The sequence below is a fragment of the Blautia hansenii genome (genome assembly GCF_013304445.1).
Lineage (GTDB): Bacteria > Bacillota > Clostridia > Lachnospirales > Lachnospiraceae > Blautia.
The window spans coordinates 127,076-151,375 of the sequence record NZ_JAAITA010000005.1; the positions used below are offsets into that span (position 1 = coordinate 127,076).

The following is a 24,300-nucleotide window of genomic DNA, read 5'->3' on the forward strand; positions in this document are numbered from 1 at the left end:
ATGAACGAAACAGAAGGAACCGCTTTGACACAGTTCCTTCTGCTTTTTCTGTATGCTTATTTCATCAAATATACATCTGCATAATTTACGCCCAGTGCATTGGCTCTGTCATGGTCACTGACATAGACGTCAATGCGGTTGCCCTTAATTGCACCGCCGCAGTCCTCTGCAGTAAATACATGGCCGTTAATAATGACTTTGGTTCCGTATGGAATCACACTTGGGTCTACAGCAATTGTCTGTCCCTCTACAACCGGTGTGCCCGTTGCGGTAATACCGGTTTCCACGTCACAGCAAATCTCGCAGGAGCAGTAGTAAGTCAGTTTAAAGTTTCCTAACAACTCGCCGTACATATCTTCTGTAGCATTGACTTCTGCAATATCACTGCTGCCGTATACGGTTCTGGTATCGTCCAGAATTCTGGTGGCCCATACTGCGCAGTTGGAATTTACATCATCGGACACAATACCATAGTTCGTTCCCTTTGCTTCAATGGTCTTGCCATTTCCTGCATACATGACCACATGGAAAATATATCCGTCCTTAGCATAGAAAATCAAATCTCCCGGCTGCGCATCTTCTACGGCAATTTTGGTACCATACTGAGCCTGGTCTTCTGCCACTCTGGGCAGGTCATAGCCGTACTGCTTGTAAATACTCTGTACAAAACCGGAGCAGTCTGCACCGTCTGTCAGACTGGTACCGCCCCATACATAAGGATTTCCGATAAACTGAGAAGCAAATTCCACGATGGAGTTTCGCACTTCTCCCCCCGGAATACCGGACTTAATGGAGGTCAGTGTATAATAGCGGGCCTGGTTTTCATCCTGCTCAATCTGAGACTCCGCTGTCGTGTAAGTCTCTTCACCTTTCTGCTCTACTTCTGTCTTAACCGTATCTGCCATGTTGAGGTATTCACGGCTTACAAATCCCCGGACATCTCCGGACTCTATGTAAATCCAATCCTGGTCCTTGTCCGCAATGACATACACCAGACTTCCTCTGGTAAGCGTTGCCACAATACGGCTGTCTGTGCCTTTTCCCTCTCTTACATTAAGGAGACTTGCTGTGGTCAGCGCATAATCTTTCTGTACAACCGTCTGATTTACCGTAGCTCTCAGATGCAGAAAAGCTTTGTTTTCCAGATAAGGCACCAGTTCCTTTGCGACCGGAGCTGTTCCCTCAATTCCCGTATAAGTTTTCTTTTCTTTCTCTGCTTTTTCTTTGGCTTTCTTCTGGTATTTTTCCAGAATCTTCTGCGCGTCCTCGCCAGTCGTCACGGTGTCTGCCTTTACAAATCCTCTGACTTTGCCGGATTCCACATATAACCAGCCGTCTTCTTCCTCTTTGAGAATATAGCACACGCCTTCCTTGTCCAAAGTTCCCACACTGCGGGATTCCTGATTCATTTCCTCTTTGATTTCCAGACTATCTTTTGCAAAAGCGTATTTTCTGGCCACGGTCCAGAAGCGGAAGTCCTCTACCAGCTGGGGAACTTCATATATCTGCTGATCCGCCACCAGTTCCTCATTGGTAGACGGTGCAGAAGTGTCATCTGCTGCAATCTGCGGAGAACCGTTTTCCAACAAAATCACATAACCGTTTGCATCCAACACATAATGATAACCTTCCGACAGCTGATAGCCTGTTCTCTGCTCATATGCTTCCGGGGTCTCTTGCTGCGGAACTTCCGGCTGGTCTGCTTCCACCTTAGGAGAACCGTCTTCCAATAATATCACAAAGCCGTTTGCATCCAACACATAGTGATGACCTTCCGGCAGCTGATAGCCTGTTCTCTGCTCATATGCTTCCGGGGTCTCTTGCTGCGGAACTTCCGGCTGGTCTGCCTCCACCTTAGGAGAACCGTCTTCCAGTAATATCACAAAGCCATTTGCGTCCAATACATAATGATGACCTTCCGGCAGCTGGTAGCCCGTTCTCTGCTCATATGCTTCCGGGGTCTCTTGCTGCGGAACCTCCGGGGTTTCCGGAGTCTCTGGTGTCTCCGGTGTCTCTGGGGTTTCCGGCTGCTCCGGGGTTTCTGTATCTGTACCGCTATTCTCACCTTCCGGTGTTTCCGGCGTCTGTTCCGTCTGATTCTCTTGTGGAGCTTCCGGCTGTTCCGGGGTCTCTGCTTCTAAATGGCTGTTGCCCTCTGTCTGTACCTGCACCTCTGCTGCATATACATTGGCAGGAACCGCCAGCGTAAATGCCATGGATAGGGCAAGCACTCTCTTTAGTTCTTTCAATTTCAATCTTTTTTCCTCCAAGTATCTCAGGATAATTATCTTTGTCTGCCTTTTTCAGTTTAACGCAACTAATTCATAAAAACAACCCTTCTTTAGAAAAAAAAGGAATTTTTTTGTTTTTTTCATTGTATAAAACGACGAAGAAAAACCTTTCCTTACACTTTATTTTATCGTTTCTTTATAGTATTTCCTTCTATCCGGTTTCTTTGTTCGCATTTTCATACCGCACTTCCCGCCCCAGAAAAAACAGAGCCAGCAGGTTTGGAACAGCCATCATACCATTTAAGGCATCCGATAGTTCCCATATCATCTGGGGCGCCAGTATGCACCCCGGCAGGGTCACCAGAATGTAAACCAGCCGGTACAGGGCCACTCCTTTTTCCTTCCCCAGGTACTCTGCCGTCTGTTCCCCAAAGCAGGACCAGCCCAGAATGGTAGCAAGAGCAAAAAGTGCCGTAGCTGCTGCCAAAAACTGCCGCCCCCAGGGAATTACTGTGGCAAAAGCCATTCCTGTCAGCGTAGTTCCGTCTGTGATAGGCCCGCCGGTCTGTATCCGGGACAGAAATCCCTGGGGTTCATACACACCGCTGACCAAAAGTACCAACGCTGTCACCGTACAAACTACCATGGTGTCAATAAAAATCTCTGCCATCCCCCACATCCCCTGCACCTGGGGCGACGATACCTGCGTATTGGCATGGGCCAGAACAGAAGAGCCAAGCCCCGCCTCATTGGAGAAAATTCCCCTGGCAATTCCCATGCGGACAGCCTGCCCCATGCCATATCCGGCAATCCCGCCTGCCGCCGCCTGCACCCGGAACGCCTCTGTAACTATAAGCCGAAACGCCTCTGGAATCCGCTCCCGGTAAACAAAAAGCACCACCAGCGCTCCGCCCAGATAGGCCGCTGCCATAAGCGGAACCAGCTTTTCCGTAAAAGCCGCAATTCTCTTCACTCCGCCGGTAAGGGCCACGGCAACCAACACCATACAGATACATCCGGATACAAAGGGAGGAATGTGAAAAGCCTCCCAAAGCCCCTGAGCCATAGAATTTCCCTGTACCATGTTCCCCATGCCAAAAGACGCCCCCAGACAGCAGACAGCAAAAACCACAGCCAGCGGCCGGCACTGTAATCCACGTTCCATATAAACCATGGCGCCGCCCTTCCAGCGTCCCTTTTCGTCTCTGTAGCGGTATTTTATCCCAAGAAAATTTTCCGCATAACTGGTCATCATACCAAAAAAAGACGAAACCCAAAGCCAGAAAATCGCTCCCGGCCCGCCAAACATCAGCGCTGTTGCCACTCCCGTAATGTTTCCCGTTCCCAAAGTGGCCGCCAGTGCCGTACAGAAAGACTGAAACTGCGAAATAGAGTGTTCCTCTCTTCTTTCTGATTCCTCCTGTTTCTTCAGAGAACCCAGTGTGCTTTTTAACCAAAAAGGCAGTTTCCGAAGCTGAAAAAAACGGGACTGCAGGGTGAAACGGATACCTGCTGCCAGAAAAAACACCAGCATTCCAGGTCCCCATACAAACCGCTGCAGTCCGTGAACAAATTCCTGCATATCAAAAGACTGTCCTTGTTCCGTTTTTAAAGCCTATGCAAAAACCAGCAAAAACATGCCCTTTTTCACAAGGACTGTCTGATTCTCCTCTTTCTGAAATACAAGAACACAGCCATACAGATAACCGATGACAAAAGCGAGCCCGCCGGCGCCGCCAATCCCATAGGGTACAGGGTATCCGGAAAATATACTGCCGCCAGATAAGCCCCCGGAACCCGCACAGCAGCCATGGAAATCAAATTGTGCAGAAAAGAAACCGTAGATTTTCCGTAAGCACAGAAATAACCGCTGAAGCAGAAATGCACCCCCGCAATGGCACAGTCCAGTGCATAAGCCTTCAAATACTGGCTTCCCATAAAAATAATATCTTTTTCTTTAGAGAACAAGCCTAATATCATCTCCGGCGCCAGATTGCAGGCCAAGGCTGCCACAATCCCAAAGGACACGGAAATCAAAAGCCCATATCCCAGGGTTTTCTCTGCCCTCTCATGTTTTCCTGCACCTACATTCTGTGCTGCAATAGCCGAAATGGACGACAGCATGGCAGAGGGAACCAGAAAAAGAAAACTGATAACCTTTTCCACAATCCCCACGCCTGCCGCTGCCACAACGCCTCTCTGATTTGCTATGACCGTAATTAAGATAAAAGAAATCTGGATAAATCCGTCCTGGCAGGCCACAGGCACACCAATTTTCAGAATTTTCCCCAGGGTTTCTCTTTCCGGTCTCAAATCTCTTCCTGTCAGATGCAAGGCAAATTCTTTTTTCTTCCGAATGACCGCAAATGCCATTATCACACTGGCCGTCTGGGAAAGTACTGTCCCCAGAGCCGCCCCTGTCGCCGCCATCTGAAATCCTCCGATAAAAAGGAAATCCAGCAGAATATTCAGCACGCAGGCCGCTGCCACAAAGTACATGGGACTTTTGGAATCCCCCATGCCTCTGAAAATACAGCTTAAAATATTGTAGGCAGTAATAAAGGGAATCCCGCAGAAGCAAATGGTCAGATAGCTTTTCGTCTGTGCCAACGCTTCTTTCGGCACAGCCACCCACTCCATAATCTGATCTGTGCCAAGCAGTAAAAGCCCTGTAAACACCACAGATACCGCCAGAAACAAAACCACCGTATTTCCCACAATTTTCCCGGCCTTTTCCTGATTCTTCTCTCCCACAGCCTGTCCCAGAAGCACTGTGGTCCCCATAGCCAGCCCCACTACCACCACGGCAAGCATATGCATCACCTGGCTGCCTATGGAAACAGCGGAAATAGCCGCCGCTTTGTTATACTGCCCTGTCACATATAAATCTGCCATACCGTAAAAGGTCTGCAAAAAACAACTGAGCAGATACGGCATGGAAAAAGCCATAAGTGCTTTCAAAACACTTCCTTTTGTAAAATTCTTTTGCATATTTTTCTCCTGATAAAAACGGTACAGCCCCCTATCCGGGCCATACCGTTTTCTCTTTTCTGCCCAAATGGCAGAACCTCTGCATATTCTATTCTGGAGTTTTTATCTTCTTATTCAAATGCTTTTCCAACAGAACCGAAGAGTTCCATTTTCTCTTTGATTGTATCACAGATAGCGTCAAAACCAGGTTTTAATAATTTACGAGGGTCATATCCTTTTCCTTCGTTGTCTTTGCCTGCTTCGATGTATTTTCTGGTAGCTTCTGCGAAAGATAACTGGCATTCTGTGTTTACATTGATTTTAGATACGCCTAAATCAATCGCTTTTTTAATCATGTCAGCCGGGATACCTGTACCGCCGTGCAGAACTAATGGCATTTCACCTGTTAATTTCTGAATGTCATCCAGAACGTCAAAGCGAAGTCCGCCCCAGTTTTCCGGATATTTTCCGTGGATATTTCCGATTCCTGCTGCCAGCATGTCTACGCCCAGGTCTGCAATCATTTTACATTCCTTCGGGTCTGCGCATTCGCCCATACCTACAACACCGTCTTCTTCTCCGCCGATAGAACCAACTTCTGCTTCCAGAGAAAGTCCGAGGCCTTTGCATACGCCAGCCAGTTCTTTTGTCTTTTCTACATTTTCTTCGATTGGGTAGTGAGAACCGTCGAACATAATAGAAGAAAATCCTGCTTTGATGCATTTGTAGCATCCGTCATATGTACCGTGGTCTAAGTGCAGAGCAACCGGAACTGTGATGTTCAGTTCTTCCATCATGGCTTTTACCATGTCGGCTACAGTCTTAAAACCACACATATATTTTCCTGCACCTTCGGAAACACCTAAGATGATTGGGGATTTACATTCTTCTGCTGTTAAAAGAGCTGCTTTTGTCCACTCCATGTTGTTGATGTTAAACTGTCCTACTGCGTAGTGTCCTGCTTTTGCTTTTTTCAACATTTCTGCTGCTGATACTAACATAATTCATGACCTCCATTTATTTAATGTGCTGAAACCATTATAACACATTTTCCTTTTCAGGCAAGCATTTCTTAATGCAATTTCATAGATTCCATGCTATAATGAAAAAGCACCAAAGTATAAAATTTGTAAATAAGAAAACACAGGAAAGGATTTTATATATGAACAGAAAAAATTTAATTGTAGGACAGTCCGGCGGACCTACCGCAGTCATTAACAGCAGCCTTTACGGCGTGGTATCAGAAGCCATGCGGCAGGAATCCATCGGACGTGTTTACGGAATGTTAAACGGCATCGAAGGTTTTCTGGCAGGTCGTTTTCTGGATTTCAAAGAGGCCTTTGGCGCCGATGAACTGGAAAAACTGAAAACCACACCCGGAGCTTATCTCGGTTCCTGCCGCTACAAACTTCCCGAAGATTTAAATGACCCGGTATACCCTCTCCTCTTCCGGAAATTTGAAGAGCTTGAGATTGGGTATTTTTTCTATATCGGCGGCAATGACTCCATGGATACGGTGAGCAAACTGTCCCGGTATGCAGCAAAGACAGGCAGCAACATCCGCGTCATCGGGGAACCGAAAACCATAGACAACGACCTGGTGCTGACAGACCATACACCGGGCTTCGGAAGCGCGGCACGTTATGTAGCATCTACCGTACGGGAAATCACCGTAGATGCCAACGTCTACGAGACAAAATCTGTCACTATTATTGAAATTATGGGACGCCACGCCGGCTGGCTTACCGCAGCAGGGGCACTGGCCAGAAAACATGCAAACGACAATCCCCTTCTTATCTATCTTCCGGAAACTGCTTTTGACCAGGAAGCTTTTCTTGCAAAAATAGAAGCAGCTTTTGAGAAGAACCCCAACGTAGTTGTCTGTGTATCAGAAGGTATTCATGACAAAGACGGCACTTTTATCTGTGAATACGACAACAGCGTAGGCACAGACTCTTTCGGTCACAAAATGCTGGCCGGCTGCGGCAAATACCTGGAAAACCTGGTAAGAAACCGCTTAAACGTGAAAGCCCGCTCCGTCGAATTAAACGTAAGCCAGCGCTGCTCCGCTTCCATGATGTCCGCTACAGACCAGAAAGAAGCTGTTCTGGCCGGTGCCTTTGGCGTAAAAGCTGCCTTAAAAGGTGAAACAGGAAAAATGGTTTCCTATGTGCGTACCTCCAATCTTCCTTATCGTATGACGCTGGGGCTGGAAGATGTAAACGAAATCTGCAACAAAGAAAAAACTGTGCCTTTGGAATGGATTTCCCAAGATGGTTCTGATGTCACAGAAGATTTCTTCGCCTATGCCCTTCCGTTGATTCAGGGCGCAGTAGAAATCCCACTGGGTTCTGACGGTCTTCCGGATTTTATATCCAGAAAATAGACACTATATTTTTTATTCGAAAGGGGTGTTTTTATGTTTCAAATTTCTAATTTTACAAACAACGATGATATTCGCGTTCTGGACAGCGCCGGACCTTTTACGGTTATCGAATATCTGAGGGATTTGAGCGTTATGCCAAACAACGCAGCGGCTGCTTATTTTTGCAATGCCATGAATGTACGCAAAAGACAGGTTGTCTGCGATTTAAGCAAAGCCCGGGTTACCGTCCAGTCAGGCGCTATGCAGTGGATGGTTGGAAATGTCAAAGCGGTCACGGGAATTAAGGGCGTCGGTGACTTCTTTGGCAAAGCTGTCCGGGGAAAAGTCACCGGAGAATCTGCTATCAAACCGGAATACACCGGAGACGGCGTCATGGTATTAGAGCCTACCTACAAGCATCTGCTGCTTTTAAATCTGGAGGACTGGAACGGTTCTGTGGTGCTGGATGACGGCCTGTTCCTGGCCTGTGACTCTTCTATTCGCCAGAAGGCGGTTATGCGTTCCAACTTTTCCTCCGCAGTAGCCGGAAATGAAGGCCTGTTTAACCTGGGACTTTCCGGAAACGGAGTGGTTTGCCTGGAATCAGTCTGCCCGAAAGAAGAACTGGTAGAAATTACCCTGCAGGACGATGTACTGAAGGTGGACGGCAATATGGCCATTGCATGGAGTGGAAGTCTGGACTTTACGGTAGAACGTTCCGGAAAATCCCTTATTGGCTCTGCGGCCTCCGGCGAAGGACTGGTAAATGTATACCGGGGTACCGGAAAAGTTCTGCTTGCGCCTGTAAGCGACTAATTTGACACCAAAGAGAAAGGGAGGCTTTCCTCATGCATAAGATTTCCGGTTTTTCCGTGAAACGAATTCTGAAAAGACATGGACTGCTGTTGTTTCTGCTTCTGTATATAGGGGCTCTGACGGTACCTTATATTCCTCACAAAAAAGTGTCGGCATCTTTCAAAAAACAGTTTGCGGAGAGAGAATTTTACAGTTCTTCGGTGGGGACGGAACGGGCCGCCTATATCCCTGACAACACAGACGCCCTCTTATACCGCCTGCACATGATAAACAGCGCCCAAAAAGAAATCATTCTTTCCACCTTTGATTTTAATGCCGACAAGGCAGGAAAAGATGTAATGGCAGCTCTGTACCATGCGGCTGAACGCGGCGTAAAGGTACGGGTCATTGTGGACGGTTTCAGCGGACTTCTGGACATGAAACTGCAAAGCCCTGAATGGTTCCAGGCTTTGGCAGCCCATGAAAATATTCAGGTAAAAGTATACAATCCCATTAACCTTTTAAAACCCTGGGATATGCAGGCACGGCTTCATGACAAATATGTAATTGTTGATGAGCAGATGTATCTTCTGGGCGGAAGAAACACCATGAATCTCTTTTTGGGGGACTATTCTTCTTCCAAAAATATTGACCGGGAACTGTTTGTATATGAGACGGAAAGCAATCCGGACGCTTCTCTCTTTCAAGTAAAAACTTATTTTGAAAACATCTGGGGACTCTCAGACAGCAAAGATTTTGTGTGCAAAAAAGAAACGAAAAAGGTCTCTGATGCTGCGGCACAGTTGAAGGAACGTTTCAGCCGCCTGCAGGAACTGTATCCCCAGGTTTATGAACCCTGGAATTATGAAGGAAAAACTTTTGAGACTAACAAGATTTCTCTTTTATGCAATCCTCTGGAATCGGAAAACAAAGAGCCCTGGATGTGGTATGCTCTGCACCAACTTATGTCCGAAGCGGAAGAGGTAACCATTTACACCCCGTATATTATCTGCGGCAAAGAAATGTATCAGGATCTGGCTTCTCTGCAGGAGAAAAATATTTCGGTGGAAATCATTACCAATGACGTAGCCAGCGGTGCCAATCCCTGGGGCTGTACGGATTATCTCAATCAGCAGAAAAATATCCGAAAAACCGGCGTAAAGGTCTATGAATTTATGGGAAAACATTCCTGCCATACCAAGGCTGTCCTGCTGGATGACCGTATGAGCATTCTGGGCTCTTATAATCTGGATATGCGCAGCACTTACCAGGATACGGAACTTATGCTTGCCGTGGATGCTCCGGCACTGAACTCCATGATACGCAAAGAAGTGGAAACAGACAAAACTTACAGTAAAATCATGCAGGAAAACGGAGAATATCAGTATGGAGAAAACTATAAAGCGAAAGAAATGACCACCGGAAAGAAAGTTTTTTATGGTGTTTTGCGCGTAGTGATTCTTCCGCTTCGCAGATTCCTGTAGAACGCACAGAGCGGCGCAGTTTCTTACTGCGCCGCTATTTTTTCCGCCAAATCAGTTAAATACACCCAGCGGTCCATTTTTTCTTCCAACTGCTCTTCAGCCGCTTCCTTTTCCTGTGTCAGTTCATTGAGTTTCCCGGAATTGGTGGCGTTTTTCATAATTTCCTCATCCAAATGAGCAATTTTTTCTTCCAGCGCTGTAATGTCCTCATCAATGGTCTCAAATTCCCTCTGCTCTTTATAGGTGAATTTCAGCTTTGTACTTCGGTTCTGTTTCCAGTCTTTGTTCGCTTTCTTTTCTGTGTTCTCCGCCCTTTTCTCTGGTGAACCACTCTGCGCCTGTCCACTTTGCCCTTTTGCACTCAGGTAATCCGTATAACCGCCCTCATACTGACAGATGTGTCCATTTCCGTCAAACTCCAGAATCCGGTCCACCACATTATCCAGAAAATAGCGGTCATGGGATACGGTAATCACAATGCCCTGAAAAGAGTTCAGATAATCTTCCAGAATCGTCATGGTAGGAATATCCAGATTATTCCCGGCCTCGTCCAGTAAAAGCACATTGATATTTTCGCATAAGATACCCAACAGGTACAGCCGCCGCTTCTCTCCCCCTGAAAGTTTACCAATGGGGGCGTACTGCATATCCGGTGTAAACAGAAAACGCTCCAGCATCTGGGAGGCGCTGATTCTGCCTTCTCTTGTAGTGATATACTCCCCGATATCTTTGACATAATCAATCACTCTCTGCTTTTCGTCCATATGCTGCTCTTCCTGAGCAAAATATCCCATGCGAATTGTTTCCCCAATTTCAATGGTTCCGCTGTCCGGTTTCACCAAACCTGCCAGCATCTTCATAAACGTGGATTTTCCACAGCCGTTTGGCCCGATAATTCCCACCTTCTGATTCTTCAGAAAGATATATTCAAAATCGTCTGCAATTTTCAGACTTCCAAAGCCTTTGCTCACCTGATGCAGCTCGATGGTCTTTTTTCCCATTCTGGTTTCCACGGAATCCAGTTCCACAGTCTGGTCCTTCACCGGGGCACTCTGATTTTTTAACGCTTCCAGACGTTCCAATCGGGATCTTTGCTTGGTACTTCTGGCCCGACAGCCTCTCTTGGCCCATTCCAGTTCCATGCGCAGCACACTCTGCCGTTTTCTCTCAGAGGCCAGTTCCATTTCTTCTCTCTCCGCTTTCATTTCCAGAAACTGGGAGTAATTCGCAGGATAGCTGTACATCTGTCCATGACTGATTTCCAGAATCCGGTTTGTCACCCGGTCTAAAAAATAACGGTCATGGGTAACCATAAGGACGGTTCCCCGAAATTCCCGCAGATATTCTTCCAGCCAGGCAATCATCTCCGCATCCAAATGATTGGTAGGCTCGTCCAGCAGCAACATATCAAAATCCAAAGCCAGTACTTTAGCCAGAGCTACCTTGCGCCGCTGTCCTCCGGAAAGATATTCTATCGGCGTATCATACTCCAGAATCCCCAGCTTATTCAAATTGCTCTCTATTTTCCACTGCTGCTCACTGTCCTGGATATAAGACAAAATCGTGGCATTTTCCGGAAATTGGGGATTTTGCGGCAGATAGGCAATCCGCAGATTATTCTGCTTAATAATCTGTCCCTCATCCGGTTCTTCCAATCCGGCTGCCATTTTCAAAAGCGTGGTTTTTCCCGTACCATTTATACCAATAATACCGATTTTGTCCCCTTCTTGAATACCAAAGGACGCATGGTCAAAAATCACTTTTTCTCCGTAAATTTTGCTGATATTTTCTATGTTTAAAATATTCATGAAAAGACTCCTCTGCATTTAATCCTTTAACTCTGCTTATAATAAAGGATTTTTCCGGGTACGTCAACAGACGAAAAAAGAGTATGGATATACGGCCTGCCCATCTAGGAAGATTTTATCTGCTTCTCAGGCAGTGCATCCTGCAGCTTGACTCCGGCCTCATTGAGCATGGCAATCAGCAATCCATACTCAAAATCCTGAACTGGTCTGCGTTCTTCCAAAAGAATCCCCATAACACCTTTGACCTCCTCTGCGTCCTGTACAGGAAGATACATGGCCTTTGCCTCGGGAAGCGTATGGGTACAGGCTCCTGCCCGGTGATGATTAGCCGCCACCCACTGCACCACCGCTTTTTCCTGAAAATTCACCAATTCTTCCAGTGTTCTTTGCTCCATGCCTTTTCTGGGAAAAAGAAGCGGCAAATCCAAAAGCCCGTCTTTTTTCACCGGGTAAATGAGAATGGACAGATTCAGCAGTTTCCCTGCCTGCTCTGCCACCTGCTTCCATACCTCTGCTTTCGATTTACATCTGCGCAGCTTCTGGCTGTTTTCCAACAGAATCTCAGTTCGATACTGCTTTTTCGCGCTTTCCCGATTCTGCTGCTTCAATTTTCTGGTCAAACTCGCTGTGAAAAATCCTACTACAAACAGCATAACAAACGTAGTCGGATACCCTTTATCATACGCCTTAAAGCTCAGATAAGGGTCTGTAAAAAAGAAATTAAATGTCAGAACACTGAAAAGCGAGGAATACAGAGCATAAATTTTTTTATCCGCAATATAAGAAGACAGCAAAACACCCAGAATATAGGTCATGATAATATTAGATTCAGAAAGTCCCAGTTTCTGAAATCCAAAAGCCACCGCTGTTGTCAGCAGCAGAACTCCTGTAATAGCCGCCAGGTCTGCTACCGTGTGTGAATGTTCTGACCGGTGTCTTCCCTTTCCTGCCGGTTCCTTCCCGGTATTCTTCTTCCTGCCGTCCGGAATAATATAAATATCGATGTTAGGCGCCCGATACATCAGCGTCTCCAGCACTTCCACCTTACCCTTTTCCCAGAATCTCCTGCGGTTGTTTTTTCCGATAACAACCTTGGACACATTTCCCACAATGGCATATTCTGCAATCTGCTGTGCAATATCCGAGCCATATACAGTGACAATCTTCGCCCCCAGAGCTCTGGCCAGCTCCAAATGACGGTTCAACACACGCTTCGTCTTCTCATCTGCCTGCTTCAGCTCCGGTGTTTCTACAGACAGCACTGTAAATTGGGCATGGAACGCATAGGCCAAACGAGACGCAGTACGAATCACCTTTGCACTGGAGGGTGCAGAAGAAACACAGGCCAGAATATGCTCTCCGGTATGATACTCCATGTTTCCCAAAGCATTTCGCTCTTCTTCCGCAATCCGATTCACGCGGTCTGCCACCCGGCGCAGCGTGATTTCTCTGAGTGCCACCAGTTTTTCCCGTTTAAAAAAATTAGAAAGAGCTCTCTCCGCCTGCAGCCGGCCATAGATTTTCCCTTCCTTCATTCGCTCAATCAATTCATCCGGCTCAATATCTATCACCTCAACCTGGTCCGCCATATCAAATATCCTGTCAGGAATCCTCTCCCGAACTTCGATTTGCGTAATAGTTCCTACCAGGTCATTCAGACTTTCCAGATGTTGAATATTCAGAGTTGTATACACGTTGATACCAGCACGTAATAATTCCTTTACGTCCTGGTATCGTTTTTCGTTGCGGCACCCCTTTGCATTTGTATGCGCCAATTCATCCACCAACATTAACTTTGGCTTCCGCTTTAAAGCTGCGTCTACATCAAACTCCCGCAGCTTGACGCCCTTGTAATCCACCATCATAGGGGGCAGCATTTCAATTCCTTCTGTCAGCGCCTGGGTATCCGGTCTGGCATGGGGCTCCACATAACCTGCCACAACCTCCACACCATGCCGCAGCGCTTCATGAGCTGCCTCCAGCATGGTATAGGTTTTGCCGGAACCGGCCGCATACCCCAGAAAGATTTTCAGCTTTCCCCTGGTTTTCTTCTGTTTTTGCTCTTCCTCATATTTCAGTTTCCTCAACAATTGTTGGGAATCCGGTCTTTCATTCTCCATCTAAAATCCCCATAGCATCTGCGATTGCCAGATTGCATTTCAAAACATTCACTCTGTCTTCTCCAAAAACACCCAGAAACTTATGCTCTGTATTGTCTTTTACAATTTCAGAAACCTCTTCCTCGGATAATCCGGAATTTTCGGCTACTGCAGAAATCTGGATTTCAGCAGCTTTCGGTGAAATATCCGGGTCAAGTCCGGAACCGGAAGCAGTCAGAAGGTCTGATGGAATATCTTCCTTCTTTACCTCCGGATGTTTTTCTAAAAATTCATCCAAATCTTTTTCCATGCGCTTTTTCAAATCCGGATTGGAATTTCCATAGTTTGAACTTCCGGAAGCTACCCCCGTATAGTCTCCGTTTTCTTTTTCTTCCTCTATATAAGTATTGTAATTTACAGTAGAAACACGGGGCTGAAAATAATAATCTTCTGTAAAATCCTGCCCAATCAGGGAAGAACCTACTGCGTCCTCTGGGTCTGAAACCGGATTTCCTTCTTTATCTACCAGACTTCCGTTTGCCTTGTCCTTCATGGTCAACTGGCTGACTCCAGTCAGGGCCAGCGGATAGACAAAAGAGCAAAGTACCATCAAAACAATACAAAATCCTAACATCTTACCTATTGATTTCAAAGACTTTTTCATGTGTCTTCCTCCTACATTCCAATTAATGCCAGCAGCGGAGCTACCAAAAGGTCAATAATCTTAATGCCCACAAAAGGCACCACAATTCCGCCCAAACCGTAAATACCCATATTTCTCAACAGCAGTCTTTCCGCTTTCATGGGTTTGTATTTTACACCCTTCATGGCGATGGGAATCAGCCCCGGAATAATCAGGGCATTGAAAATCAAAGCGGACAGTATCGCGCTTGCCGGTGTTGCCAGATGCATAATATTTAAAATCTGCATTTGAGGCAGAACCATGGTAAACATGGCCGGAATAATGGCAAAATATTTTGCAATATCGTTGGCAATACTAAAGGTGGTCAGAGAACCTCTGGTAATCAGAAGCTGCTTTCCAATCTCTACCACTTCCAGAATCTTTGTAGGGTCAGAATCCAAATCAACCATGTTTGCTGCTTCTTTGGCTGCCTGCGTTCCTGAATTCATGGCAAGTCCTACATCTGCCTGCGCCAGCGCCGGTGCGTCATTGGTTCCGTCTCCGGTCATCGCCACCAGCTTTCCTTCTGCCTGTTCCTTCTTAATAGCGTCAATTTTGTCTTCGGGTTTACACTCTGCAATAAATCCGTCCACTCCTGCTTCTTTAGCAATTGTAGCTGCAGTCAGAGGGTTATCTCCCGTACACATAATGGTTTTGATTCCAATTTCCCGGAGTCTTTCAAAACGCTCTACCAGACCTGGTTTTACCGTATCCTTCAGATAAATGACACCTAAAATCTTATTATTTACACAAACCACCAAAGGCGTTCCTCCAAGGTTGGAAACTTCGGTTACAATTCCTTCCAAATCTTCGGGAATCACTCCGCCCAGTTCTCTTGCAAAGGTTTTCATGGCTTCAAAAGCACCCTTTCTCACCATTGTACCGTCTTTTAAATTCACGCCGCTCATTTTGGACTGTGCGGTAAACTCCACAAATTCCATCTGACTGCAAATGCTTTCGTCTAAAGCGCAGCCCATCTGCCGTCCCAAATCCACTGTAGATTTTCCTTCCGGTGTGGTATCCATGAGGGAACTCATAACACTGTAGTCCACCAAATCTTTCTTTTCTACACCCTTTACCGGATAAAATTCTGCTGCCAGTCTGTTTCCATAAGTAATGGTTCCTGTTTTATCCAGAATCATGGTATCTACATCACCGCAGGCTTCTACGGCTTTTCCGGACATGGCGATAACATTAAATCTGGTTACTCTGTCCATACCCGCAATACCGATAGCAGAAAGCAGTCCGCCAATGGTGGTTGGAATCAGACATACCATCAATGCAATGGTCCAGGAAATAGGAATCTCAACTCCCAGATAGCTTGCAAAGGGATGTAAGGTTACCACTACAATCAAAAAGATTAAAGTCAATACAATCAGCAGCGTGTTCAGTGCAATTTCATTAGGGGTCTTCTGTCTTTCTGCACCTTCTACCAGGGAAATCATCTTATCAAGGAAAGATTTTCCGGGCTCAGCCACAATTTTAATTTTCAGCCAGTCAGATACTACGGTTGTACCGCCTGTCACAGAGGAGAAATCTCCTCCTGACTCACGGGTTACCGGAGCAGATTCTCCTGTAATGGCAGATTCGTCTACAGAAGCAACGCCTTCTATAACTTCTCCGTCATTCGGGATCACTTCCCCTGCGTTTACCAGAACGATATCGTCTTTTTTCAGTTCTGACGCATTTATCATTTTTTCCTGACCATTTGCCAAAAGCAGTCTGGCCTTGGTATCCTGTTTGGTCTTTTTAAGAGAAGCCGCCTGTGCCTTTCCTCTTCCCTCTGCCACAGATTCCGCAAAATTTGCGAACAGTACGGTTATAAACAATATCAGCGTTACAATTCCGTTATAAAGCTGATACTTTGCATCACCGCCGAACAGGGTTGGAAAAAAGGTCAGCACCAGGGTAATTACAAAGCCGATTTCCACCACAAACATAACCGGATTCTTTATCATATAACGTGGGTCCAGTTTCTGAAAAGAACCGATAATTGATGATTTTAAAATATCTTTGGTAATGAATTTTGTCCTTTCATTTTTAGCCATTTCTTACTCTCCTTTGGTTCCTGTCACTCTTCTCTTCCTCTACATCCACAGAGACAAATGCTCTGCAATGGGGCCCAGCGCCAATGCCGGGAAGAAGGTCAGGGCAGCAAAAATATATACGATAAATACCAGAATCAGCATAAAGGTCACATTGTCTGTACGCAGTGTACCAATGGTTTCGTTCATCTTTCTCTTGGCAAGCAGGGAACCTGCAATGGCAAGCTGTGCCACCATGGCAATGTATCGTCCGAAAAACATAGCGAATCCTGTAGTCATATTCCAGAATACACTGTTGTCTGCCAGTCCCTCAAATCCGGAACCATTGTTTGCCGCAGATGAGGCATATTCGTACAATACCTGACTAAGCCCATGATAGCCGGGATTGGTAATGCCGTCCAGACCTGCCTGTACAGATATGGCAAGTGCAGAAAATCCCAGAATCAGCAGGGGGTGAATCAGAATACAGATAGCCACCAGCTTCATTTCTTTTCCTTCAATTTTCTTATTCAGATATTCCGGTGTACGCCCTACCATCAAACCGCAGATAAAAACGGCAAGAATCACGTACATAATCATATTCATCAGACCTACGCCTTTTCCGCCAAACACACAGTTTAACATCATATGCAGCATGGGAACCATACCGCCCAGAGGGGTCAGGGTATCATGCATATTGTTGACCGTACCGGTGGTAAAGGATGTGGTTACCGTGGTAAAGAGTGCAGACTGGGCTACACCGAAGCGAACCTCCTTGCCTTCCATGTTGCCGGCTGTCTGGTCGATTCCCATATTTCCGATAACCGGATTTCCTGCCATTTCCGCATGATAACAGATAACCAGACCAACCGTAAACAAAATCGCCATGGCTCCGAAAATCACTGCTCCCTGTTTTCCATAAGCAGCCTTTTCTTTCTTCTTATCATGAATCATATGTCCAAAAGTGACAATGCAGGCTCCCGGAAGAAGCATCATGGAAATCAGCTCTGTAATGTCAGAAAGAATGGTAGGATTCTCAAAAGGCGTTGTTGAGTTCGCCCCGAAGAAACCGCCGCCGTTGGTACCTAAATGTTTAATGGATTCCAGCGCTGCCACCGGGCCAACTGCGATATCCTGCAATTTTCCTTCTATTGTATGTACCGTAAGGTTCCCGCCCAGAGTCTGCGGTGTTCCCTGACTGACTAAAAACAGTCCTACAAGGAAAGACAGCGGAATCAAAACTCTGGTGATAATCCGCACCACATCTCTGTAGAAGTTGCCAATCTGTCTTCCTGCCAGTCCTCTGCAAAAAGCCATACACGCTGCATAGCCGGTGGCTGCAGAGGTAAACATCATATAAATAATGACACACATCTGACTGGCATTGGACAAACCACTTTCTCCTGCGTAATGCTGCAGGTTTGTGTTTGTCATGAAACTGATAATGGTATTGAAGGAAAGAGACGGTTCCATGGAATCAATCCCATTGGGATTCAAAAACGGCAGGTTCTGAATCCGCAAAAACAAATATCCTACAAATATCATGACTGCATTAGCCAGTAAAAGGGTTACTGCATATTTTTTCCAGCCCATGTCTGTGCCTTTAATACCGCAGATTTTATAGATAAAAGAGTCTATCGGGTCAAATACTTTATCTGCAAAAGTTTTTTGTCCGGTTGTAATGTGATACATGTATTTTCCCATAGGAATGACAAGAATCACAAAAATCGAAAGTGTTAAAATAATCTGTAACATTTCTTCTCCTCCTGGTCTTTTCCTCTCGATTCTGTATTACAGTTTTTCGGGATAAATCAATGCATATACCAGATATCCCGCTAAGGCTGCAATTATTATTCCCAAAACGATCATTTTCTTACTTCCTCCTATTTGTCCTTTGGTTTTACCTGTGATTCGCAGAAATCTGCAAATAATTTGACGAGTCCGAAGCTCACGGCCAGGACTCCAATCATGATTACATCCATCATAATTTTTTTCCTCCTTGCTGTAACATTGTATTCCTTTCCAAATTAAGGAGGTATTAATCTGAATTTATTTCGTATTAAGATAGTATTAAGAAATCTTTCGAAACTGCATATATCACAAAGAAAAGCGCAGCCTGCATTTCACCAAACGGGTGATTTACAAACTGCGCTTTTCATACTATTCCTGCTTCAGCCTTCTGTTTCTTCCAGAAATGCTCTGATTTTCTCTTCGTTTCCCTTCAAAGAGCCTTGTATCATAGGCGGTTTCCCGCCTCCTTTTCCGTGAAACGCTTCATTTAACGGTTTCCCAATCATGTGGATACTGCCTTCCCTCTGCCCCAGTACATACCGAAAGCCGCTTTCCTCTGTGCCGGCAAACACACCGCAGACACCTTCCGTCTTTTCCATTGCCTCATTCACAAAGTTCCGCATGGCAGCCGCGTCCATATCTTCCACAAAAAGTATCAGATTGGCCCCCGCATGTTCTGCCAGTTTCTTTTCTTCCTCTTTTAAAGCGGCAGCCACTAACTTCTCCTGCAACTTTTTGTTCTTTTCCTTTAAAGCCGCAATCTCCTGCTCCATCCTTTTTACTGCCTCAAAAACCTCCTCCTGCTTTGCAGAAAGGCGGTTGGAAATCTGTTTCACACTGGTTTCTTTCTGTCGGTAATCCAAAAGAGCCCGGAAACCGCAGTGCAAAGAAAGCCGCATACCTCCTTTATACCGTATGGCACCCGTAATCTTGATCATACCCACGCTTCCCGTGGTTTTTACATGAGGAGCACAGCAGGCGCAGCTGTCATAGCCCGGAATCTGCACAATCCGCACCTGACCTTCTATCTCCATTTTACTGCGGTAAAAAATATCCTTCAGTTCCTCTCTGGAAGGTTCCAGCACCACAATGGGAACATCCTCTGCCACGGCCCGATTAGCCTCATACTCAATTTCCCGCAGCTCCTCTTCCGTCAAAGGGCCATTGTAATCCATAGTGACTTCTTCTTTTCCCAGATGAAATCCCACATTCTGGTATCCGAAACGTTTGTATACAATTCCGGATACAATGTGCTCTCCGGTATGCTCCTGCATTTTGATAAACCGTTCCTGAAAATTTAGTTTTCCCTTTATCCATGCCCCCTCTGTCAGCGGCCCGTCTGTTTCGTGTACGAGAATTCCCTCTTTTTCCTGTACGTCTAAAACCTGCACGGTCTTCTCTCCCTCTGAAAGGATTCCCGTGTCTGCTGTCTGTCCTCCGCCCTCAGGAAAAAAGGCAGTTCCCGAAAGAACTACCTCATATTTGTTTCCCTTTTGGGCGCAGGATAATACTTTTGCCTCAAATTCGGACAGATAACTGTCCTGATAATATAGTTTTTCTGTCATTCCTGCTCTCCATATACCCGGATAACGGAGGAAATCTTATGTACAGCCTCCATGCCCTCAATAATCAGCATAGCGTCATGGAAGTTTCCTTCTCTGACCTCTGAGGTTACGACAACGATTTCTGCGAAATCCTCTTTTCTGTGTTTCTGAATCATCTGTGCAATACTTACCTTATAATTTCCCAGTACGCTGGCAATGCCCGCCAGAACCCCCGGCTTATCATCTACATGCAGCCTTAGGAAAAACCGGCTCTCTGTCTCTTCCTGTTTCTTAATTGGCAGCTCTTTATAGCAGGTGCAGCTGATTCTGCCTGTACACTGAAACAGAATATTTCTTACAATGTCAAAGACATCTCCCACAATGGCACTGGCCGTCGGCAGTTCTCCTGCCCCTCTTCCGTAAAACATAGCGTCGTCCACCGCATCTCCATGGACAAAAACCGCATTAAAGGAATCGTTTACAGAAGCCAGCGGATGGCCTTCCGGCACCAGCATGGGCTGTACCTTAACCTCGATTCCGTTCTCTGCATTTTTTGCCACACCAAGCAGCTTAATCACACAACCCAGTTCTTTTGCATACCGGATATCCTTGGAAGAAATATGGGTAATGCCCTCTGTAGAAACATCTTCAAAGGTTACTCTGGAATTAAAGGCAATGGATGCCATAATAGCCACTTTCCGCCCTGCGTCATAACCCTGAATATCTGCTGTGGGGTCAGCCTCAGCATAGCCCAGTCTGGTAGCCAGAGCCAAGGCATCAGCAAACTCCATATGTTCCTGGGTCATTTTAGTGAGAATAAAATTGGTTGTTCCATTGACGATTCCCACAACCTCGGAAATATGATTTCCCGCCAAACACTGCTTCAAAGGACGAATGATGGGAATGCCGCCCGCCACAGATGCCTCAAACAGGAAATCGCAGTGGTGCTCCGCAGCACAGTCCAAAAGTTCTCCTCCAAAAGAGGCCACTAAATCTTTATTGGCTGTCACCACATGTTTTCCCGCACGAAGAGCGGCTGTAATGTATTCCTTTGCCGGATGGATACCACCCATTACTTCAATGATAATGTCAATGGATTCATCCTCCAGAATTTCCTGCCAGCTGTCTGTCAGCAGTTCCGGCTCCTGCAGTTTTGCCGCTGCTTTTTTCAGATTTCTTACCAGAATCTTTTTAATGGCAACTGCCGCGCCGATTTTCTGTTCCATTTCCTCTTCCTGGCTTTTCAGAACCTTATAAACTCCGGTTCCCACAGTTCCCAAACCTAAAAGTGCTGCATGAATTATTTTTTTACTCATTCTTTTCTTCCTTTTTTACATCTACTCTTTCCACAAATCCCTTTTTCAGTTTACTGTTGCGCTTAAAGGCCTTGCTCCAGCCTCCGATTTTATTGTATACCCAGAAGGAATGGGACAGAACCGCCTTGGCCTTCCCAATCTTTTCCTTGGTGGTATTGGTGTAAATGGTTCCGCCGCATTCCAGCTTTGTCCCCTTGATAATATGGGCAATCAAATCGGTTTCACAGGTAATGTCGTCCGGCACTTCCGTATAGGCCATACCTACACAGTCTGCCTTATGGGCATCACTGCCCCCGGTTCCCGGCAAATCATATTTCTCTGCAATTTCCTTTGCCTTGTCATTGACCTCCTGGGGTTCACAGGCATTGAAGGTTTCCATGAAATCAAATTCCTTTAAAATGTCAGGATTGCGCTTATATGCCTTGGCATTCATAAAGCTCATAAACTTCTCCCCACAGGGATGAGCCGGACCTAAAATGCCTCCGTAGTTGTGTACAATGGGAATCAGCATCTGTACCGGAATACCTCTCAGTTCCAAAAGACGCAGCTTAATATTCTCCGGCATAATGACCAGAATATGCCCTGCGTCCAGGGTGTCGTATTCAATGCCCTTTAAAACTACAAAGTCCTGATATTTCTGTCCTTTGATATGCTTTTTCCAGTACCGGTAGCCGCCGTAAGAATCGTGGTCTGTTACCAGCATTCCCCCGAATCCCTGATTTTTCAGCAGCCGAATATATTCCTCAATGGGTACTTTTCCGTCTATGGAGCCCTCCTTTGTATGGCAATGCATGTCAATCTTCATGACAACATCTCCTTTCCCGAACCTGGTTTCAGAATCTACAGGCCGAATCGCTGTCTGATAGCCCCTATTTTTTCCTTTGGCACAATCAGATTAAATCCCTGGGGATTGACCACTGCACCTTTGGCTACAGGAATCAGTACCTTTTCCAGATTTTCAAAGGTTACTAAAAGTGCCTGAAATTTCTTTTCTTTATTAAACTTTCTGAATTCCTCGGCATCCGTAAAAACAGGCTGGAAAATATCTCCGTTCTGGTTCTTCACATAGGGAACCTGAACCTTTTTATCTGCCTCCTCTTCGCCCTGCTTTTCCACTGCTACAAGATACTTGCTTTTGGCAAGGTTTGCGGCAACCTCTTCTTCCAGTTCCGGCAGATTTGCCTTTTCCTTGACGTCTCCGCCTCTTCGGAATTCCTGCATAAAGTAAATTCCGGAAAGCTGTAGCTGAGGATTTAAAAGCGGTCGTTTCTCTTCCGGAAGAGCTGAAAAATCCGGTTTTTTTACGATATCCTCCAAATCTAATTCTGTCTTTTTCTCTTTTTCATGGTAGACAATACTATTGACACCCAGCGTATACAGGGCTGTATAAAAGCTGAGAAAGCTCTTATTTTCTACCTTAATGGCTGCGATGGGATTTTTGTTTTCTGCCAGAGGTTTTGCCGCTTCCTCCAAATCTTCCTTATTCTCAAAAATCCATACCTGGTCATTGAAACTTTCCGGGTCACAGATAACAAACGGTTGTCTTGTGGCTCTGGAAAGAATGGTAAACACCTCCTGGCTGGTCTGTATTTTCTGAATCAGTTCTTTGTTTACATTGTCCATTTCATTTTCTCCTGTTGTATTCTTTTCTATGTATAGTATACACCTGTTTTGTGTTTTTGTCCTCTCTTATTTCGCATGTCCCGCTATTTCTGCTGAAAAAACAGAATACTGAAAAAGGCCACCTCACCCTCACAGTAATAAGGAATTTTGCAGTATTCCGCCAGTGCGTCTACCTTGACACAAAAGGCAGAAAGACAGGATGCTCTCTTTTGAGGAAAAGGACAGTCTTTTCCCAGTTCCTTTGCACAGGGAGAACAAATCTGACAGGGACCTGCCATAGCCGGAAGATATTCCCCCACTTCCCCGGCCACACTCTCAATCAGACTCCAGGTCATCTGGTTATGTCGGCGTTTAATTTCCTTTGTTTCACTGTCATTCGTGATATCTTTCACCGGTGTAATAGTCTGTAGAACCAGAGCCCGCTCAAACGCCCTCGCCTTATCCCCCAACTCTTTTGCTTCTCCGCAAGCCGGAGGACAGGAATAATTGTTGTCATAATTTCCACAGTAATTCGTTTCACAATACATTCTGAAACGCTCGTCAAAATGAAGCGCCGCTGTATCGATTACCTGATAATTATCAAACCCCAGTTCCTTTGCTGTCTGTAGTAAAGTTTCCTCTAAACGCATTGAAAAACCTCCCTTTATTGTCCCATTTCCTTCGTATAAAATCCGTATTCTGCCTCTCCGTTTTCCCAGTATCCCTTTACCTGATACACATACCCCGCATCACAGGATATCACCGGATTTCCCGCCTGATTTTCCGTTACCTGTACGGTTTCTCCATCTGGAATTTCAGCCGTATCTTTCTCCTGTCTGGCTTTTTCCCACTCTTCCATTGACCATCGAAGGACTTCTGTTTTCTGCGGCGCCAGACTGAAAAGCAGTTCCATTTCTGTACCATTTTCCAGGGAAATCTCCGTCATATTGTCCCTTTGCAAAATATGGGCGGTGTCTGTTGCTATGGTTTCTTTTTCTCCGTTTTCCTTTTCATAAGTCCAGGTATACGCACCCATATCGGAAACAGCCGCCGTTACAATGGCCTCCGGCTGTTTATAGGAAACGTCCAGCATAGGAATCTGGCTGAAATCTGCTGCCGGGAAAAATTCCTCCATATAGTGGCTATAAGACTCCACATACTTCTGATTTCCTTTTTCCTCTACCTGTATCTTCGTAATTCCGTTATACTGCGCCGGATAAGACTGAGCCATTACTCCGCTGCCCCATACAAGCACCACATCTCCGCTGTTCAGATCTTCCCCGGAAATTTTTTCTTCCTTCTGGCTATACACTCCGTCCTCTGGAAGAATTCCCAAAAACGGTGTTTCATTTGTCAAGTCTACAAACATAAAATCGCCCTGCTGATTTTCCAGATAGACTGCTTTCATGGCCTCTTCACTGTTCTGTTCCCGGCTCTCTTTCTTCGTTTTATCTTCCTTTTCAGAAAAAGCTTTTTTAATCCCAAAAGCGCCTCCCAGCACCAACACGGCCGTCAGCGCCACACCGGCATACACTGCTGCATTTCGTTTCTTCATAAGACCTCCTGTATCGGGGCTGTCCAAAATGAAA

The 24,300-nt window shown here is 45.8% G+C and carries 19 protein-coding genes; 3 read left to right on the plus strand and 16 right to left on the minus strand.

Annotated elements, in window-relative coordinates:
• Positions 1-56: 56 nt before the first annotated feature.
• The 4 genes from G5A70_RS06380 to fba form a co-directional block, all read right to left on the minus strand.
• The gene (locus G5A70_RS06380) at positions 57-2,255 is read right to left on the minus strand and encodes an NlpC/P60 family protein (RefSeq protein ID WP_173748843.1); all 2,199 of its coding nucleotides are present in this window, start codon (positions 2,253-2,255) and stop codon (positions 57-59) included.
• Positions 2,256-2,442: 187 nt separating this feature from the next.
• Positions 2,443-3,813: an alanine/glycine:cation symporter family protein gene (locus tag G5A70_RS06385; RefSeq protein ID WP_173748844.1), complete on the minus strand. Its 1,371-nt coding sequence runs from the start codon at positions 3,811-3,813 to the stop codon at positions 2,443-2,445.
• A 65-nt stretch (positions 3,814-3,878) separates the two neighbouring features.
• On the minus strand, positions 3,879-5,222 hold the full coding sequence (locus G5A70_RS06390) for an MATE family efflux transporter (RefSeq protein WP_173748845.1): 1,344 nt from the start codon (positions 5,220-5,222) through the stop codon (positions 3,879-3,881).
• Positions 5,223-5,332: 110 nt separating this feature from the next.
• Complete coding sequence (fba, locus tag G5A70_RS06395) at positions 5,333-6,202, minus strand: class II fructose-1,6-bisphosphate aldolase (RefSeq protein ID WP_173748846.1); 870 nt, start codon at positions 6,200-6,202, stop codon at positions 5,333-5,335.
• A gap of 161 nt (positions 6,203-6,363) precedes the next feature.
• Between fba and G5A70_RS06400 the strand changes: the two genes are divergently transcribed.
• Genes G5A70_RS06400 through G5A70_RS06410 form a run of 3 tightly spaced genes read left to right on the plus strand, consistent with a single transcriptional unit; the run spans position 6,364 to position 9,845 of the window.
• Positions 6,364-7,587, plus strand: a complete 1,224-nt coding sequence (locus G5A70_RS06400; protein ID WP_173748847.1) for a 6-phosphofructokinase — start codon at positions 6,364-6,366, stop codon at positions 7,585-7,587.
• A 33-nt stretch (positions 7,588-7,620) separates the two neighbouring features.
• Positions 7,621-8,382, plus strand: coding sequence for an AIM24 family protein (locus tag G5A70_RS06405; protein WP_173748848.1), 762 nt, complete (start codon positions 7,621-7,623; stop codon positions 8,380-8,382).
• A 32-nt stretch (positions 8,383-8,414) separates the two neighbouring features.
• Complete coding sequence (locus G5A70_RS06410; RefSeq protein ID WP_173748849.1) at positions 8,415-9,845, plus strand: phospholipase D-like domain-containing protein; 1,431 nt, start codon at positions 8,415-8,417, stop codon at positions 9,843-9,845.
• A 23-nt stretch (positions 9,846-9,868) separates the two neighbouring features.
• Here G5A70_RS06410 and G5A70_RS06415 read toward each other — a convergent pair whose 3' ends face one another.
• The 12 genes from G5A70_RS06415 to G5A70_RS06470 form a co-directional block, all read right to left on the minus strand.
• Positions 9,869-11,653, minus strand: coding sequence for an ABC-F family ATP-binding cassette domain-containing protein (locus G5A70_RS06415; RefSeq protein WP_173748850.1), 1,785 nt, complete (start codon positions 11,651-11,653; stop codon positions 9,869-9,871).
• 104 nt (positions 11,654-11,757) lie between these two features.
• Positions 11,758-13,773, minus strand: coding sequence for a DUF4118 domain-containing protein (locus G5A70_RS06420; protein ID WP_173748851.1), 2,016 nt, complete (start codon positions 13,771-13,773; stop codon positions 11,758-11,760).
• Positions 13,763-14,416 carry a potassium-transporting ATPase subunit KdpC gene (gene kdpC / locus G5A70_RS06425; protein ID WP_173748852.1) on the minus strand — a complete coding sequence of 218 codons (654 nt, stop codon included), beginning with the start codon at positions 14,414-14,416 and terminating at the stop codon, positions 13,763-13,765. The genes G5A70_RS06420 and kdpC overlap by 11 nt, the downstream gene beginning before the upstream one ends.
• 11 nt (positions 14,417-14,427) lie before the next feature.
• Positions 14,428-16,482 carry a potassium-transporting ATPase subunit KdpB gene (kdpB, locus tag G5A70_RS06430; RefSeq protein ID WP_173748853.1) on the minus strand — a complete coding sequence of 685 codons (2,055 nt, stop codon included), beginning with the start codon at positions 16,480-16,482 and terminating at the stop codon, positions 14,428-14,430.
• Positions 16,483-16,521: 39 nt separating this feature from the next.
• Entirely contained in the window at positions 16,522-18,213 is a 1,692-nt protein-coding gene (gene kdpA / locus G5A70_RS06435) for a potassium-transporting ATPase subunit KdpA (RefSeq protein WP_173748854.1), read from the minus strand.
• A gap of 36 nt (positions 18,214-18,249) precedes the next feature.
• On the minus strand, positions 18,250-18,327 hold the full coding sequence (kdpF, locus tag G5A70_RS16215) for a K(+)-transporting ATPase subunit F (protein WP_173748870.1): 78 nt from the start codon (positions 18,325-18,327) through the stop codon (positions 18,250-18,252).
• 302 nt (positions 18,328-18,629) lie between these two features.
• Positions 18,630-19,814 carry an alanyl-tRNA editing protein gene (locus G5A70_RS06445; protein WP_173748855.1) on the minus strand — a complete coding sequence of 395 codons (1,185 nt, stop codon included), beginning with the start codon at positions 19,812-19,814 and terminating at the stop codon, positions 18,630-18,632.
• Complete coding sequence (locus G5A70_RS06450; RefSeq protein WP_173748856.1) at positions 19,811-21,109, minus strand: homoserine dehydrogenase; 1,299 nt, start codon at positions 21,107-21,109, stop codon at positions 19,811-19,813. The genes G5A70_RS06445 and G5A70_RS06450 overlap by 4 nt, the downstream gene beginning before the upstream one ends.
• Complete coding sequence (locus G5A70_RS06455) at positions 21,102-21,914, minus strand: PHP-associated domain-containing protein (protein WP_173748857.1); 813 nt, start codon at positions 21,912-21,914, stop codon at positions 21,102-21,104. The genes G5A70_RS06450 and G5A70_RS06455 overlap by 8 nt, the downstream gene beginning before the upstream one ends.
• 35 nt (positions 21,915-21,949) lie before the next feature.
• Positions 21,950-22,732, minus strand: coding sequence for an SseB family protein (locus G5A70_RS06460; protein WP_173748858.1), 783 nt, complete (start codon positions 22,730-22,732; stop codon positions 21,950-21,952).
• Between the two features lie 83 nt (positions 22,733-22,815).
• Entirely contained in the window at positions 22,816-23,361 is a 546-nt protein-coding gene (locus G5A70_RS06465) for a DUF2284 domain-containing protein (RefSeq protein WP_173748859.1), read from the minus strand.
• 14 nt (positions 23,362-23,375) lie between these two features.
• Entirely contained in the window at positions 23,376-24,266 is an 891-nt protein-coding gene (locus G5A70_RS06470) for a hypothetical protein (protein WP_173748860.1), read from the minus strand.
• Positions 24,267-24,300: the final 34 nt, after the last annotated feature.

Bases quoted from the DNA above. Each gene is read 5' to 3' on its own strand.
- G5A70_RS06460 (WP_173748858.1), bottom strand. From the start codon at position 22,732: ATGGACAATGTAAACAAAGAACTGATTCAGAAAATACAGACCAGCCAG.
- G5A70_RS06465 (WP_173748859.1), bottom strand. From the start codon at position 23,361: ATGCGTTTAGAGGAAACTTTACTACAGACAGCAAAGGAACTGGGGTTT.
- G5A70_RS06450 (WP_173748856.1), bottom strand. From the start codon at position 21,109: ATGAGTAAAAAAATAATTCATGCAGCACTTTTAGGTTTGGGAACTGTG.
- G5A70_RS06420 (WP_173748851.1), bottom strand. From the start codon at position 13,773: ATGGAGAATGAAAGACCGGATTCCCAACAATTGTTGAGGAAACTGAAA.
- G5A70_RS06390 (WP_173748845.1), bottom strand. From the start codon at position 5,222: ATGCAAAAGAATTTTACAAAAGGAAGTGTTTTGAAAGCACTTATGGCT.
- G5A70_RS06385 (WP_173748844.1), bottom strand. From the start codon at position 3,813: ATGCAGGAATTTGTTCACGGACTGCAGCGGTTTGTATGGGGACCTGGA.
- kdpA (WP_173748854.1), bottom strand. From the start codon at position 18,213: ATGTTACAGATTATTTTAACACTTTCGATTTTTGTGATTCTTGTCATT.
- G5A70_RS06405 (WP_173748848.1), top strand. From the start codon at position 7,621: ATGTTTCAAATTTCTAATTTTACAAACAACGATGATATTCGCGTTCTG.
- kdpB (WP_173748853.1), bottom strand. From the start codon at position 16,482: ATGGCTAAAAATGAAAGGACAAAATTCATTACCAAAGATATTTTAAAA.
- G5A70_RS06470 (WP_173748860.1), bottom strand. From the start codon at position 24,266: ATGAAGAAACGAAATGCAGCAGTGTATGCCGGTGTGGCGCTGACGGCC.
- G5A70_RS06455 (WP_173748857.1), bottom strand. From the start codon at position 21,914: ATGAAGATTGACATGCATTGCCATACAAAGGAGGGCTCCATAGACGGA.
- kdpF (WP_173748870.1), bottom strand. From the start codon at position 18,327: ATGATCGTTTTGGGAATAATAATTGCAGCCTTAGCGGGATATCTGGTA.
- G5A70_RS06400 (WP_173748847.1), top strand. From the start codon at position 6,364: ATGAACAGAAAAAATTTAATTGTAGGACAGTCCGGCGGACCTACCGCA.
- G5A70_RS06410 (WP_173748849.1), top strand. From the start codon at position 8,415: ATGCATAAGATTTCCGGTTTTTCCGTGAAACGAATTCTGAAAAGACAT.
- G5A70_RS06445 (WP_173748855.1), bottom strand. From the start codon at position 19,814: ATGACAGAAAAACTATATTATCAGGACAGTTATCTGTCCGAATTTGAG.
- G5A70_RS06415 (WP_173748850.1), bottom strand. From the start codon at position 11,653: ATGAATATTTTAAACATAGAAAATATCAGCAAAATTTACGGAGAAAAA.
- kdpC (WP_173748852.1), bottom strand. From the start codon at position 14,416: ATGAAAAAGTCTTTGAAATCAATAGGTAAGATGTTAGGATTTTGTATT.
- fba (WP_173748846.1), bottom strand. From the start codon at position 6,202: ATGTTAGTATCAGCAGCAGAAATGTTGAAAAAAGCAAAAGCAGGACAC.